The sequence below is a fragment of the Amycolatopsis iheyensis genome, assembly GCF_024703995.1.
Classification (GTDB): Bacteria; Actinomycetota; Actinomycetes; order Mycobacteriales; family Pseudonocardiaceae; genus Amycolatopsis; species Amycolatopsis iheyensis.
In genome coordinates this window covers 171,074-185,404 of sequence record NZ_JAMXQV010000012.1, presented here as the reverse complement: position 1 = coordinate 185,404, position 14,331 = coordinate 171,074, and the positions used below count along the sequence as shown (strand labels likewise).

The 14,331-nt window shown below is 71.8% G+C and carries 13 protein-coding genes; 9 read left to right on the top strand and 4 right to left on the bottom strand.

From position 1 onward, the window contains the following. Positions 1–4: 4 nt before the first annotated feature. From M8542_RS23240 to M8542_RS23215, 6 genes are read left to right on the top strand one after another with little or no spacing between them, the layout of a single operon-like run. The gene (locus M8542_RS23240) at positions 5–283 is read left to right on the top strand and encodes a sarcosine oxidase subunit delta (protein ID WP_257922317.1); all 279 of its coding nucleotides are present in this window, start codon (positions 5–7) and stop codon (positions 281–283) included. Continuing rightward, entirely contained in the window at positions 280–2,817 is a 2,538-nt protein-coding gene (locus M8542_RS23235) for a 2Fe-2S iron-sulfur cluster-binding protein (protein ID WP_257922316.1), read from the top strand. Before M8542_RS23240 ends, M8542_RS23235 begins: the two co-directional genes overlap by 4 nt. Beyond that, entirely contained in the window at positions 2,807–3,286 is a 480-nt protein-coding gene (locus M8542_RS23230) for a sarcosine oxidase subunit gamma (protein WP_257922315.1), read from the top strand. The genes M8542_RS23235 and M8542_RS23230 overlap by 11 nt, the downstream gene beginning before the upstream one ends. Beyond that, positions 3,283–4,125 (top strand): formyltetrahydrofolate deformylase, encoded by an 843-nt coding sequence (gene purU / locus M8542_RS23225; protein ID WP_257922314.1) that lies wholly within the window; start codon positions 3,283–3,285, stop codon positions 4,123–4,125. Before M8542_RS23230 ends, purU begins: the two co-directional genes overlap by 4 nt. A 9-nt stretch (positions 4,126–4,134) precedes the next feature. Further along, entirely contained in the window at positions 4,135–6,570 is a 2,436-nt protein-coding gene (locus M8542_RS23220) for a GcvT family protein (protein ID WP_257922313.1), read from the top strand. A gap of 3 nt (positions 6,571–6,573) precedes the next feature. Then, on the top strand, positions 6,574–7,092 hold the full coding sequence (locus tag M8542_RS23215) for a cyclodeaminase/cyclohydrolase family protein (protein WP_257922312.1): 519 nt from the start codon (positions 6,574–6,576) through the stop codon (positions 7,090–7,092). Here the strand turns inward: M8542_RS23215 and M8542_RS23210 are convergent. Then, positions 7,082–7,435, bottom strand: coding sequence for a hypothetical protein (locus M8542_RS23210; protein ID WP_257922311.1), 354 nt, complete (start codon positions 7,433–7,435; stop codon positions 7,082–7,084). The two genes, M8542_RS23215 and M8542_RS23210, sit on opposite strands and share 11 nt — an antisense overlap. A 148-nt stretch (positions 7,436–7,583) precedes the next feature. Between M8542_RS23210 and M8542_RS23205 the strand changes: the two genes are divergently transcribed. Continuing rightward, the gene (locus tag M8542_RS23205) at positions 7,584–8,894 is read left to right on the top strand and encodes a S1C family serine protease (protein WP_257922310.1); all 1,311 of its coding nucleotides are present in this window, start codon (positions 7,584–7,586) and stop codon (positions 8,892–8,894) included. Here the strand turns inward: M8542_RS23205 and M8542_RS23200 are convergent. Further along, positions 8,891–9,265 (bottom strand): MarR family winged helix-turn-helix transcriptional regulator, encoded by a 375-nt coding sequence (locus M8542_RS23200; protein WP_257922309.1) that lies wholly within the window; start codon positions 9,263–9,265, stop codon positions 8,891–8,893. The two genes, M8542_RS23205 and M8542_RS23200, sit on opposite strands and share 4 nt — an antisense overlap. An 86-nt stretch (positions 9,266–9,351) precedes the next feature. On the opposite strand from M8542_RS23200, the gene M8542_RS23195 reads away from it, so the two are divergent. Next, the gene (locus tag M8542_RS23195; RefSeq protein WP_257922308.1) at positions 9,352–10,812 is read left to right on the top strand and encodes an MFS transporter; all 1,461 of its coding nucleotides are present in this window, start codon (positions 9,352–9,354) and stop codon (positions 10,810–10,812) included. Positions 10,813–10,916: 104 nt separating this feature from the next. On the opposite strand, the gene M8542_RS23190 is transcribed toward M8542_RS23195, so the two are convergent. Beyond that, complete coding sequence (locus tag M8542_RS23190; protein ID WP_257922307.1) at positions 10,917–12,281, bottom strand: MFS transporter; 1,365 nt, start codon at positions 12,279–12,281, stop codon at positions 10,917–10,919. Then, complete coding sequence (locus tag M8542_RS23185; RefSeq protein ID WP_257922306.1) at positions 12,278–12,736, bottom strand: carboxymuconolactone decarboxylase family protein; 459 nt, start codon at positions 12,734–12,736, stop codon at positions 12,278–12,280. Before M8542_RS23185 ends, M8542_RS23190 begins: the two co-directional genes overlap by 4 nt. A 47-nt stretch (positions 12,737–12,783) precedes the next feature. On the opposite strand from M8542_RS23185, the gene pdxR reads away from it, so the two are divergent. Beyond that, positions 12,784–14,172 carry a MocR-like pyridoxine biosynthesis transcription factor PdxR gene (gene pdxR / locus M8542_RS23180; RefSeq protein ID WP_257922305.1) on the top strand — a complete coding sequence of 463 codons (1,389 nt, stop codon included), beginning with the start codon at positions 12,784–12,786 and terminating at the stop codon, positions 14,170–14,172. The last annotated feature ends 159 nt before the right edge of the window (positions 14,173–14,331 follow it).

The following is a 14,331-nucleotide window of genomic DNA, read 5'->3' as shown; positions in this document are numbered from 1 at the left end:
CCACATGCAACTGATTCCCTGCCCCTGGTGCGGGCCCCGCGAGGAAGCCGAGTTCCACTACGGTGGCCAAGCGCACGTCGCCTACCCCGCCGACCCGGCCGCGATGTCGGACGAAGAGTGGGCGAAGTTCGTCTTCTTCCGCGAAAACCCGAGCGGACCGTTCGCCGAGCGCTGGACCCACTCCGCGGGCTGCCGACGCTGGTTCAACGCCGTCCGCGACACCCGCACCCACGACCTCCTGGCGGTCTACCGCCTCGACGAGCCCAGGCCGGTGATCTCATGACGCGGTTGTCCGGCGTCCCGCTCAAGTTCACCTTCGACGGCCGCGAGCTGACCGGCTACCTCGGCGACACCCTGGCGTCCGCCTTGCTGGCCAACGGCATCCACCACGTCGCGACGAGCATCAAGTACGGCCGGCCGCGTGGCATCGTCGGCGCCGGCGTCGAGGACTCGAACGCCTTGGTGCAGATCGAAAAGCCGTTCCCCGAGCCGATGCTGTCGGCGACCACGGTCGAGCTGTACGACGGTCTGGAAGCCCGCGGCCTGCGTGGTCAGGGCCGCCTGGCCGCCGAACCAGACCCGGCGCGGTACGACGCGAAGCACGCCCACTGCGATGTCCTGGTGATCGGCGCCGGACCCGCCGGTCTCGCCGCCGCCCGCGCCGCGGAAGGCCGGGTGCTGCTCGTGGACGACCAGCCCGGCGGCGAAGCTCCCGAAGGAGTCCGGTTCCTCTCGCGCACCACGGCGTTCGGCGTCTACGACGACGGTTTCGTGCTGGCACTGGAACGCCGGGGCGAGCAAGCGGCCCCCGAGCGGATATCGCGGCAGCGGGTCTGGCGGATCCGCGCGAAGCGGATCGTCGTCGCCACCGGCGCCCACGAACGGCCGATCGTCTTCCCGGACAACGACCGTCCCGGCATCATGCTCGCTTCCGCGGCCCGGACTTACCTGAACCGGTACGGCGTGCTCGCCGGGCGGCGCGTGGTCGTGTTCACCACCAACGACAGCGCGCTCGACGCCGCGTCCGACCTGGCCGGCGCCGGGGCGGAGATCGTGCGGATCGTCGACGCCCGCGAGGGCTACGGCGTCATCGGCACCGACGGCGACACCCACATCACGGCCGCCCACGTCGCGAAACTGGGCGAGACTCAGGGGGAGCGGGTGCCGTGCGACCTGCTGCTCGTGTCCGGCGGCTGGAACCCGGCCGTGCACCTCTACAGCCAAGCTCGCGGCACCCTCCGGTACTCCTCGGAACTCGGTGCGTACGTCCCGGCCGGTGACCTGCCGAACGTGAGCGTCGTCGGTGCGGCCGCGGGGGAGGGCCTGCCGGCGACGAAGGTGCTCTGGCAGGTGCCCGCGCCGGCGTCCGAAGTGGACACCCGGTTCGTGGACCAGCAGCGCGACGCCACGGTGTCCGACGTCCTGCGCGCGACCGGCGCCGGCCTGCGCTCGCTGGAGCACGTCAAGCGCTACACCACCATCGGCACCGCGCACGACCAGGGCAAGACCTCCGGCATGCTCGCCGCGGGGATCACCGCCGAGGCGTTGAGCGCCGACCTCGCCGACCGCCGGCCGACGACGTTCCGGCCGCCCTACACGCCGGTCCCGTTCGCGGCGCTGGCCGGGCGCAACCGCGGTGAGCTGCACGATCCCGTGCGCGTCACCACGATCCACCCGTGGCACGTCGAGCACGGCGCCGAGTTCGAGAACGTCGGCCAGTGGAAGCGGCCGTGGTACTACCCGCGGCCGGGGGAGTCGATGCACGACGCCGTGCTGCGCGAGTGCCGGGCGGCGCGCAACGACGTCGCCTTCATGGACGGGTCCACGCTGGGCAAGATCGACGTCCAGGGCCCGGACGCCGGCTGGTTCCTCGACATGCTCTACACGAACATGATGAGCACCCTCAAGGTCGGCCGGATCCGCTACGGCGTGATGTGCGGTGTCGACGGCATGGTGATCGACGACGGCACGGTCATCCGCGTCGCCGAGAACCGCTTCCTGGTGACCACGACGACCGGCAACGCGGCGATGGTCCTCGAGTGGATGGAGGAGTGGCTCCAGACGGAGTGGCCGCACCTGCGGGTTTTCGCGACGTCGGTCACCGAGCACTGGACCACGATCCCGCTGGTCGGGCCGCGTTCGCGGGAGGTGCTCGGCCGCCTGGCGCCGGACCTCGACGTTTCGAACGAGGCTTTCGGGTTCATGGCCTGGCAGGACGCCGAAGTGGCCGGCCTGCCGGCGCGCGTGTGCCGGATCAGCTTCTCCGGCGAGCTGGCCTACGAGATCAACGTCCGGTCGTGGCACGGGCCCGAGCTGTGGCAGGCCATCGCGGACGAGGGGGCGACGCCGTACGGCACCGAGACCATGCACGTCCTGCGGGCCGAGAAGGGCTACCCGATCATCGGCCAGGACACCGACGGCACCGTCACCCCGCAGGACCTCGGGATGGCGTGGGCGGTGTCGAAGAAGAAGGCCGACTTCATCGGCAAGCGGTCCTTCGCCCGCGCCGAGAACACCCGGCCCGACCGCAAGCACCTGGTCGGGTTGCTGCCGGTCGAGCCGTCGGTGCTGCTGCCGGAAGGCTCGCAGATCATCGAGTCCGAGACCGTCGGTGAACCGCCGGTGCGGATGCTCGGCCACGTCACCTCCAGCTACGACAGCGCCGCTTTGGGCCGCACCTTCGCGTTGGCGCTGGTGCGCTCGGGCCGGGAGCGGATCGGGGAGACGCTGTACGTCCCGGTCGGCGACCAGGTGGTGCCGGTGACCGTGACCGAATCCGTGCTCTTCGACAAGGAAGGAGCCCGCCGTGACGGTTGACGCGGTCGACGAACCGTTCCGCACCCAGCTCACCGTCCGCCTCCGCGACGGGCAGTCCCTGCTCGGCGTCGAGCTGCCCGGCCCGTGCCGCTACACCAGCGGCAACGGCGTCGACATCCTCTGGATGGGCCCGGACGAATACCTCGTCCTGGGCCCCGCACTTTCACGTGAAAGTGCCGACCTGGAAGCCGCACTTTCCCGTGAAAGTGCGGTCTTGGCGGTGGTGGATGTGTCGGCGCAGCGGAACGTCGTGCGGCTGACCGGCTCGCACGCGGCCGATGTCCTGGCGCACGGGTGCTCGATCGACCTGGAGGCATCTCCGCCGGGCACGTGCGTGCAGACGTTGTTCGCGCGCACGGGAATCGTGCTCATGGTCCGGGAAGAGGGTTACACCATCCTCGTGCGGCAGTCCTTTTCGGACTACTTCAAGGCGTGGCTGGCCGACGCGAGCCTGGAGTACGTCCGATGACCTTCACCTTGACGCTCAAGTGCCCGGAGCGTGCGGGCATCGTCCACGCCGTCACGACGTTCCTGGTCGGGCAGGGTTGTGACATCGTCGAGCACCAGCAGTTCGACGACGACGTCCGCGGCTCGCTGTTCCTGCGCACGTCGTTCACCTGCGCCGAGGAATCCACAGTGGATGATCTGACGCGGGCGTTCGCGCCGGTGGCCGGGGACTTCGGCATGGAGTTCGGCTTCTCCGACGGGACGCCGCCGCGGATCCTGGTGCTGGTCTCGAAGTTCGGGCACTGCCTCAACGACCTGCTCTTCCGCTGGCGCGCGGGTGGGCTCGGCGCGGAGATCGCGGTGGTCGTCTCGAACCACGAGGACCTGCGGCCGATGGCCGAGGCCGCCGGCGTGCCGTTCGTGCACGTGCCGGTCACGCCGGACACCAAACCCGAGGCGGAGCAACGGCTCCTGGACCTGGTCGGCGAGTACGAAGCGGACTTGGTCGTGCTCGCGCGGTACATGCAGGTGCTGTCCAACGAGCTGTGCCAGAAGCTCGAAGGCCGCGCGATCAACATCCACCACTCGTTCCTGCCCGGGTTCAAGGGCGCCAAGCCCTACCACCAGGCCTACGACCGCGGCGTCAAGTACGTGGGCGCGACCGCGCACTACGTCACGCCCGACCTCGACGAGGGCCCGATCATCGAGCAGGAGGTGCAGCGCGTCGACCACACGTACTCGCCGCGCGAGCTCGTGACCGTCGGCCGTGACGCCGAAGCCCTCGCCCTCTCCCGCGCGGTCCGCTGGCACTGCGAGCGCCGCGTCCTGCTCAACGGCAACAGCACTGTCGTGTTTCGTTAGGAGTCCGCCATGACCGCACCGCGAGTAGTGATCATCGGCGCCGGCATCGTCGGCGCCAACCTCGCCGACGAGCTGACCGCCCGCGGCTGGACCGACGTCACCGTGCTCGACCAGGGCCCGCTGCCGCGCACCGGCGGGTCGACCTCGCACGCGCCCGGGCTGGTGTTCCAGACCAACGCGTCCAAGGCGATGACGGACTTCGCGAAGTACACCGTCGAAAAGTTCCTCGGCCTGGACTGCTTCACCCAGGTCGGCGGCATGGAGGTCGCGACCACCCCGGCGCGCTGGGAAGACCTGAAGCGCAAGCACGGCTGGGCGCAGTCGTGGGGCGTGCCGGGTTCGCTCATCGACGCCGAGGAGTGCGTGCGCCGCTGGCCGATGCTCGACGGCTCGAAGATCTTCGGCGCGCTGCACACCCCGACCGACGGCCTCGCGCGGGCGGCGAAGGCGGTCGAGGTGCTGATCGCGCGGGCGGGTTCGCGGGGCGCCCGGTTCGTCGGCTCGACGCGCGTGACCGACGTCTCGCAGGAAGCCGGGCGGGTCACCGGTGTCCGGACCGACCAGGGCGACTTCGCGGCCGACATCGTCGTGTCGTGCGCCGGGTTCTGGGGCCGGGAGATCGGCGCGATGGCCGGCATGGACGTGCCGCTGCTGCCGCTCGCGCACCAGTACGTGAAGACCGGTCAGGTCGCGGAGCTGGTCGGGAAGAACACCGAGGAACTCGAGGCGAGCCTGCCGATCCTGCGCCACCAGGACCAGGACCTGTACTTCCGCGAGCACGTCGACCGGATCGGCATCGGCTCCTACGCGCACCGGCCGATGCCGGCCGACGAGTCCACTTTGGATCTCACGGTGAGCGAGACGGCCATGCCGTCGATGCTGCCCTTCACCGAGGACGACTTCGCGCCGTCCTGGGAGGAGAGCAAGCTGCTGCTCCCGGCGTTGCGCCGGACCAAGGTCGAGGAGGGCTTCAACGGGATCTTCTCGTTCACCCCGGACGGTCAGTCGCTGGTCGGCGAGTCGGCCGACGTCCGCGGGTTCTGGCTCGCCGAGGCGATCTGGGTGACGCACTCCGCGGGCATCGCGAAGGCGGTGGCCCAGGTGCTGGTCGACGGGCAGTCCGAAGTGGACCTGCACGAGGTCGACGTCCACCGCTTCGAGGAGGTCCAGCTCGCGCGGTCCTATGTGGATGAGACCGCGCAGCAGAGCTTCGTCGAGGTCTACGACATCCTGCACCCGTTGCAGCCCAAGCTTTCCCCGCGCGATCTGCGGGTGACGCCGTTCCACGCGCGGCAACGCGAACTGGGCGCGGTGTTCCTGGAGGCGGGCGGCTGGGAGCGGCCGCACTGGTTCGAGGCCAACGCGCCGCTGCTGAAGAAGCTCCCGCACGACGCCCTGCCACCGGCGCGGGACGCGTGGTCGGCGCAGTTCCACTCGCCGATCGCGGCCGCCGAGGCGTGGCAGACCCGCAACGGCGTCGCGATGTACGACATGACGCCGTTGAAGCGCGTCGAGATCAGCGGGCCGGGATCGCTGGAGTTCCTCCAGTCCTTGACGACCAACCAGCTCGACAAGTCGGTCGGTTCGGTGACCTACACACTGATGCTCGACAACGCCGGCGGCGTGCGCAGCGACGTCACCGTGGCGCGGCTCGGCCCGGAGCTGTTCCAGGCCGGGATCAACGGGAACATCGACGTCGACCACCTCGTCAAGCACGCGCCGGCCGGGGTTCAGGTCCGGGACGTCACCGGTGGGACGTGCTGCGTCGGCGTCTGGGGACCGCTGGCGCGGGACCTCGTGCAGCCGCTGAGCCGCGAGGACTTCTCCCACACCGCCCTGAAGTACTTCCGCGCGAAGCGGGCGCGGATCGCCGGCGTGCCGGTGGTCGCGATGCGACTGTCCTATGTGGGCGAACTCGGCTGGGAGATCTACACGAGCGCGGACAACGGCCTCCGGCTGTGGGACGCGCTGTGGGCCGCCGGGCAGCCACTCGGCGTCATCGCGGCCGGGCGGGCGGCGTTCAACAGCCTGCGGCTGGAGAAGGGCTACCGGCTGTGGGGCACCGACATGACGACCGAGCACGACCCGTACGAAGCCGGGGTCGGGTTCGCGGTCCGGCCGGCGAAGGGGGACTTCCTCGGTCGCGCGGCGATCGAGGGCCGGAGCGAAGAGACGGCCTCACGGCGCCTGCGGTGCCTCACGATCGACGACGGCCGCACGGTCGTCCTGGGCAAGGAACCGGTGTTCGTCGACGGGGTGCCCGCGGGCTACGTCACGAGCGCGGCGTACGGCTACACGATCGGCCGGCCGATCGCGTACGCCTGGCTCCCGGCGGCCGCGGACGTCGGCAGCGGCGTGGAGATCGAGTACTTCGGGCGCCGGGTCGCGGCCACCGTGGCCGCCGAGCCACTGGTCGACCCCGGCATGGAACGGATCCGGCGGTGAATCATGCGTGACCAGATCATGACCGACTACCTCAGGGCTCTCGCCTCGGACGCGTCCCCGGGTGGTGGCGCGACGGCGGCGTTGCACGTCGCCCAGGCCGCGGCCCTCCTCGGCCGGATCTCCGGCGCCCACGAGGCCGGCGACTTGAGCATGCACGCGCTGCGTCTGGCGGAGAAGGAGGCCCACGCGGCGACCGTCCTGACCCGCGCGCGGCGGATGCCGCCGGGCGCGGCTCGGGAGTCCGCGCTGGCCGAAGCCCGCCGGCGCGCGTGCGAACCGGCGGCGGCGGTGATCACCGCCGCCGCGGCGGTGCTCGACCTGGCCGGCCGGGTGCCCCCGGACCCCTGGGTGGCGACCGACCTCGCGGCGGCGGTGGCGGCGGCGAGGGCCGCGGCGACGACGGCCGGGGTGAGCATCGAGATCCACTCCGGCGCGGCGGCCCCACCCGAGGTGGCCGCGGTGCGGGAGCGCGCGGACGAGCTGACGGCCGCCGTTCGGGAGGTCGCGCTGGTCAGTCGCTGAAGTCGCCGGTCAGCGACTGGGTCGACGGGCCGTCGCCGGCGCCGGCGCTGCTGCTCTGCAGCTTGCCGTCGAGCTTGGCCGTCGCGTTCACCGAGCCGTCCGCGTACTTCAGGACGACGCGGTACTCGTGCTTCCCGGTCCCGGGCGGGAACTCGAAGACGCGTCGCCACGGCAGCCCGACGTTGTTCTCGGTCGACTCCTTGCCGTCGACCGTGCAGGTCAGGGTGCTGACGGTCGCCGTGCCGGAGACCTCGAACAGGAGCTGGTGCGGCTCACCCGGCGGCACCTCGGTGCCGCAGCCGGCGAGCACCGCGGCGGTCATGAACACGGCAGCGCGCTTCACCCCTCGAGGGTAACGTCGGTCACGTCGGCTCGTCTCGGGATCCGGCACGGGTACTTCCACAGCAAGTCCATGGAAGCGCGCCAGGAAATTCTCAGGAATGGGGCGTTTCCTGGAACGGCCGGAGGCTTGTCGAGGGCTGGAGCTGTGCATGAGCGAGTACGACCGAGGGCGCCACGGCGGCGGCGAGTACCCGTACGGCTACTACCAGCAGCCCTATGGGCAGCAGCCGTCCTACGGGCAGCAGCCGTACGAGCACCAGTACGGCCAGGCTCGTGACCAGTGGGGCCGGCCGTACCCGCCGCAGTACACGCAGCCGATGTACGGCTACCCGCCGCCGGTCCCGCCGCCGCCGCGCAAGCGCCATCCCCTTCGGGCGCTGACCGTCGCGGTGGTCGCCGTCGCGCTCGCGGTCGTCGCCGGGCTCGGGATCGGCCACTTCATCTCCGCGTCGAACGGCCAGAGCGCCGCTGGCAACCAGAACTTCGGCTTCTCCGGGCAGCCCAGCTCCGCGAAGGTGCTCGACGCCGAAGCCGTGGCGGCCAAGGTCAACCCGGCGATCGTCAACATCAACACCGAGCTGGGCCTGCAGGGCGCGGCCGCGGCGGGCACCGGCATCGTGCTGACCGCCGACGGCGAGGTGCTCACCAACAACCACGTCGTCGCGGGCGCGACGAGCATCAAGGTCACCAGCATCGGCACCGGGGACACCTACAAAGCGGAAGTTGTGGGCTACGACCGCAGCGAGGACATCGCGGTCATCCAGCTCGAGGACGCCTCCGGCCTGCCGACGGCGACGATCGGCGACTCCTCGGCCGTCCGCGTCGGCGACCAGATCCTCGGCCTCGGCAACGCCGGCGGCCGCGGCGGCGACCCGGTCCCCGCCCCGGGCACGGTGGCCGCACTGGACCAGTCGATCACGGCGTCCGACGAGTCCAGCGGCGCGTCCGAGCAGCTCACCGGCCTGATCCAGGTCAAGGCGAACATCGAGTCGGGCGACTCCGGCGGCCCGCTGGTGAACGCGGACGCGCAGGTCATCGGCGTCGACACCGCGGCGTCAACGGGCTACCAGCTGAACGGCCGACGCAGCGGCGCGGGCGGCCAGGGCTTCGCGATCCCGATCAACCAGGCCGTGGACATCGCCCACAAGATCATCGCGGGCACGGCAACGGACAAGATCCACATCGGCAAGACGGCGTTCATCGGCGTCTCGGTCGCGGACGCCCAGGGCCAGGGCGCCCAGGTCCGCCAGGTGGTCCCGAGCGGCCCGGCCCAGCAGGGAGGCCTGGCAGCGGGCGACGTGATCACGGCAATCGACGGCACGCCGGTCACCTCGGCGACGACGTTGACCAACGTGATGGACACCCACCACCCGGGTGACCAGCTGACTTTGACCGTGTCGAATGCCGGAGGCGCTCAGCAGCAGGTGCGGGTCAAGGCCATCGAAGGCCCGGTGGGCTAGCGCAGCGTCTCGTTCAGCACTTCGCGGTGCGTTTGCTTCGCCGCGAGGTAACGCTCCCGGCCGGCGTCGGTGAGGGTGACGAAGATGCCGCGGCGGTCCACCTCGCACAGTGCTCGCTGGACCAGGCCCTCCTTCTCCAGACGGGCGACCAGGCGGGACGTCGCGCTCTGGCTGAGGTGGATGGCCTCGGTGAGGTCGGCCGAGCGGCACTTCGAGTCGCCGGTGGCGACCCGCTCCAGGGCCTCGAACTCGTTCGCGCCGATTCCGTGGCGCTCCTGCAGCCGGCACTCGAGCGTGCTGAACACGGCCGAGTAGCGCGCCAGCAGCGAGTGCCACTCCTGAACCAGGCCTTGCTCAGCGACGTCGCTCACGGCGACCAACCTAGCATGCACGGACATCAGATGCAAACGCATTAAATGCTTAGACATTAGATGCGTGTGCATGTAGTGTCGCCGTCATGAGTTCTTCCGCGTACCTGTCCACCACCTCCACCCGGTGGGACGCGCGCCTCTGGGGTGTCCTGCTCACGGTTTCGATCGTCATCGGCCTCGACGCGCTCGACGTGTCGATGGTCGGCGTGGCCCTGCCCGCCATCCAGGCCGACCTCGGCCTGTCCACCAACGCACTGCAATGGGTCGTCAGCGGGTACGTCCTCGGCTACGGCGGCCTGCTGCTGCTCGGCGGCCGCACCGCCGACCTGCTCGGCCGGCGTCGCGTGTTCCTCGTGGCCGTCGCCGTCTTCGCGCTGGCTTCGCTGCTCGGCGGGCTCGTCGACGACGGCGCGCTGCTCATCGCGAGCCGCTTCATCAAGGGCTTGGCCGCTGCGTTCACGGCGCCGGCCGCGCTGTCCATCATCACCACGACGTTCCAGGAAGGCCCGGCCCGCAACAAGGCGATCAGCATCTTCGCCGTGTTCGGCGCGAGCGGGTACTCCGCCGGCCTCGTCTTCTCCGGCCTGCTGACCGAGGTCGGCTGGCGCTGGACGTTCCTGCTGCCCGCGCCGATCGCCCTGGTCGCGTTCGCCGCCGCCTGGAAGCTGATCCCGTCCTACCGCGCCGAAGGCGGCCGCGGGTACGACTTCCCGGGCGCCATCACCGGCGCCGCCGGTTCGCTGCTGCTGGTCTTCGGCGTGGTCGAAGCGCCCGAGATCGGCTGGGCCGCACCGCGCACGCTGATCACGTTCGCCGTCGCGCTCGCCCTGCTGGTGACGTTCGTGCTCATCGAGAAGCGCAGCAGCCACCCGTTGCTGCGCCTGGGCATCCTGCGCTCCGGCCCGCTGGCCCGCGCCAACCTCGGCGGCGCGCTGTTCTTCGGCGCGTACATCGGGTTCCAGTTCGTCGTGATGCTGTACCTGCAGCGGGTGCTCGGCTGGTCGGCGCTGCAGACCGCGCTCGGCTTCCTGCCGGCGGCGTTGATCGTGGCGTTCGGCTCGCCGCGCATCGAGCCGCTGATCGACCGCGTCGGCACGCCGCGGACGATCTTCGCCGGCGTCGTCGCGCACGTCCTCGGGTACGCGCTCTTCCTGCGGATCGACGAGCACTCGGGGTACGCGGGCTACGTCCTGCCCAGCATGATCCTGCTCGGCATCGGCTTCACGCTGGCGTTCTCGTCGCTGAACATCCAGGCGACGGCCGGTATCGCGGACGACGAGCAGGGCCTGGCCGGCGGCCTGCTGAACACGTCGCTGCAGGTCGGCGGCGCGATCGGGCTCGCGGTGGTGACGGCGGTGCTGACCGCCAACGGCGGCGGCGAGGCGTCACCCGCCGCGCTCCTCACCGGCCTGACGCCGGCGCTGAGCGTGGTCACCGGCATCGCGGTGCTGGGCCTGCTGGTCGCGATCAGCGGCCTGGTGGCCCGCAAGCGGACCGTCGAAGAGCCGGTCCGCGACGAGGCCGACCTGCTGGCCCTCGCGGACTGACCCAACGCGGAAGAGCCACCATCGCGGGGGATGGTGGCTCTTCCGCGTGCCCGTGGCGCCGAATCTTGTCGGTGCCTTCCGCTAGCGTGGAAATCGGGGGCTGCTCAGGCCGGCACGGCCACGCCCCGGCGCGCCCCGCCGAACCGCAAGGCCACCACCGCGGTGAGCGCGATCCCGGCCGCGGCCAGCAGGACCGCCGTCCGCAGACCGTCCACTTCGGACGAACCCGCGTTCGCCGCCGCCACGAACACCGCCAGCCCGACCGTGCCGCCGACCTGCTGGGCCGTCGAAGCCACTCCGGACGCGATGCCTTGCTCCGCCGGGGAAATGCCCGCCGCCGCGGCGCCGAACATCAGCGTGTAGCCCGCGCCCTGCCCCAGCCCCAGCACGAGCAGCGCCGGCACCAGTTCCCAGTAGGACGCCGAAAGCGTCATCGACAGCCCCAGCATGACCGCCCCGGCTCCGCCGACCGCCAGCGATACCACCAGCGTCGGCCGGGTGCCGTAGCGGGTGGCCAGGCGGCCCGCCGTCTGGGAGCCCGCCGCGATCGCCAGCATCGGGACGCCGAACGCGAGCCCGGTCGCCAGCGCGCCGTAGCCGTGCACGCCCTGGAAGTAGCCCGTCAGGAAGTACAGCAGCGTGCCGAACGTGCCCATGTAGAGGAACGTCACGACGACCCCGGTGCCCAGGTTGCGTTCCCGCAGCAGCCGCAACGGCAACAGCGGGTCGCGGCTGCGGTGCTCGATCACGGCGAACGCCGCCAGTGCGGCAAGACCGGCGAGAGCTGGGAGCAGCACCGAAGTCCAGCCCAGCTCCGGGCCTTCGACCAGCGCGAACACCACGAGTGTCGTGCCGAGCGTCGCGGTCAGCGCGCCGGGGAGATCGAAGCGGCGGCCGGGTGCCCGGGCCGGGTCGGGCGGCAGCAGGGCGAACGCGAGCACCGCGGCCGACGCGGCCAGGGGCACGTTCACGAAGAACACCGCCGCCCAGCCGAACACCTGCGTCAGCACGCCACCCAGCAGCGAGCCCAGGATCATCCCGCTGCCGCCCGCGGTGCCCCACACCGCGAACGCGCGGTTGCGCTCGCGACCGGCCGCGAAGGACGTGCTGACCAGGGTGAGTGTCGCGGGGAAGAGCAGCGCCCCACCCAGGCCCTGCCCGGCCCGGGCGGCGACGAGCAGACCGGGCTCGCCGGCCAGCCCACCCAGCAGCGACGCCCCGGCGTAGAGCGCGCACCCGGCGGCGAACACCCGGCGCGGGCCGATCAGGTCGCACGCCCGGCCGCCGAGCAGCAGCGCGCCGCCGAACGCCACCGCGTACGCGCTCACCACCCACTGCAGGCTCTGCGCGGAGAAGCCGAGGTCGCGGCCGATGTCCGGCAGCGCGACGTACACGATGTTGTAGTCGAGGGAGATGATCAGCTGCGCGAACGCCAGCAGCGCCAGCACCGCGCCAGGACGGCGGGTCATCGTGCGACCCGCTCGTCCGTGCCCGGCACCTTCGCCGTGGTGATCGCGATGCGGTTCCACGTGTTGATGGTGAAGATCAGCGCGAGCAGCTGGGCGAGCTCCGCCTCGTCGAACTGGCCGGCGGCGCGGGCGTAGACGTCGTCGGGGACGCCGCCCACCGAAACCAGCGTGACGGCTTCGGTCAGGGCGAGCGCGGCCTGCTCCTTCTCGCTGAAGAAGCTCGTGGCCTCGTGCCACACCGCGACCATGTGCAGCCGCTCCTCGCTCTCGCCGGCCTTGCGGGCGTCGGAGGTGTGCATGTGCAGGCAGTAGGCGCAGCGGTTGAGCTGCGACGCGCGGATCTGGACCAGCTCGACCAGCGCGGGGTCCAGCCCGGCGCGGGCGGCGGCGTCGAAGCCGATCAGGGCCTTGAAGGCCTTCGGGGCGGTCTTGGCGAAGTTCACTCGGTTCGTCATGACCAGAAATCTATGGCTTGGTTGACCCCCGTGTAGGGTGCATTTCCGTGCCGGAATCATGGGTCAATTCCGGGGTGGACCTCCACCTCGAACTGGCGGGCGCCGGGGGCAGACGGGCCGCGCTGATCACCGCGTTGCGCGACGCCGTCCGCACCGGGCGGCTCGCCCCCGGCACCCGGCTGCCGCCGTACCGGGCGCTGGCCGTCGACCTCGGGCTGGCCCGCAACACCGTCGCCGACGCCTACGCCGAGCTGGTCGCCGAGGGCTGGCTCACCGCGGTGCAGGGGTCCGGCACCCGCGTCGCCACGCGCGCCGAGCCCCTGCCGCCGGCCCGGACGCCGAAGAAGGCGCCGGCCGCGCCGCCGCCGCGGCACAACCTGCGGCAGGGCCAGCCGGACGCGACGTCGTTCCCGCGTCCCGAGTGGCTCGCCGCCGCGCGCCGCGCGCTGAACGTCGCGCCGCACGACGCCTTCGCACCCGGTGACCCGCGTGGCCGCCGGGAGCTGCGGGAGGCGCTGGCCGGGTACCTGGCGCGGGCTCGCGGGGTGCGGACCTCGCCGGAGCGGATCGTGGTGTGCTCGGGGTTCGCCCACGCGCTGCGGCTGCTGTTCCCCGCGGTGCTGACCGGGCCGCTCGCCGTCGAGGCGTACGGCCTCGCGTTCCACCGCTCGATCTTCACCTCGGCCGGGATCGAAACGGTGCCGGTCCCGCTGGACGAACAGGGTGCCCGGGTGTCCACAGTGGACGTCCCGACGGTGCTGCTGACACCCGCGCACCAGTTCCCGACGGGCGGCCCGCTGCACCACGACCGCCGCACCGCGGTGCTCGACCACGTCCGCGCGAGCGGCGGCGTGCTCATCGAGGACGACTACGACGGCGAGTTCCGCTACGACCGCAAGCCGGTGGGCGCGGTACAGGGGCTCGACCCCGAGCACGTCGTGTACGTCGGCTCGGCGAGCAAGAGCCTCTCACCCGCGCTGCGGCTCGGCTGGCTGGTGCTGCCGGAGCGGCTGGTCGACGCGGTGCTGGCGGCGAAGGGCGAGCGTGAGGCGTGGGCGGGCGTGCTCGACCAGCTGACGCTGGCGGAGTTCGTCACCGGCGGTGCGTACGACAAGCACATCCGGCGCATGCGCCAGCGCTACCGGCGCCGGCGCGACCTGCTGGTGACGACGCTGGCGTCCCGGGCCCCGCACGTGGTGGCGACGGGCATCGCGGCGGGCCTGCACGCGGTGCTGCGGCTCCCGCCGGGCACCGAGGCTTCGGCGCTGAAGGCCGCGGCGTGGCAGGGCCTCGCGCTGGACGGGCTGGCCGCGTTCCGGCACCCGGCCAGCACGATGTCCACAATGGACGGACTGGTGGTCGGCTACGCGACCCCGCCCGAACACGCCTACGCCGCGGCGCTCGACGCCTTGTGCCGCGCGTTGCCGCCCGCGTGAGCCGGGCCCGGCTCGAGCGCCCCAATGTGGCGGTGGGGGGGGGGCACCCCCCCCCCCCCCCCAATGGGGGGGCCCCCGCCCCCGGCGGCGCGGCCACCCGGGGGCGCCGGCCCCGGGCCGCGCCCCCCCTGGGGGGGTGGGGTGCGCCCAACGCACCCA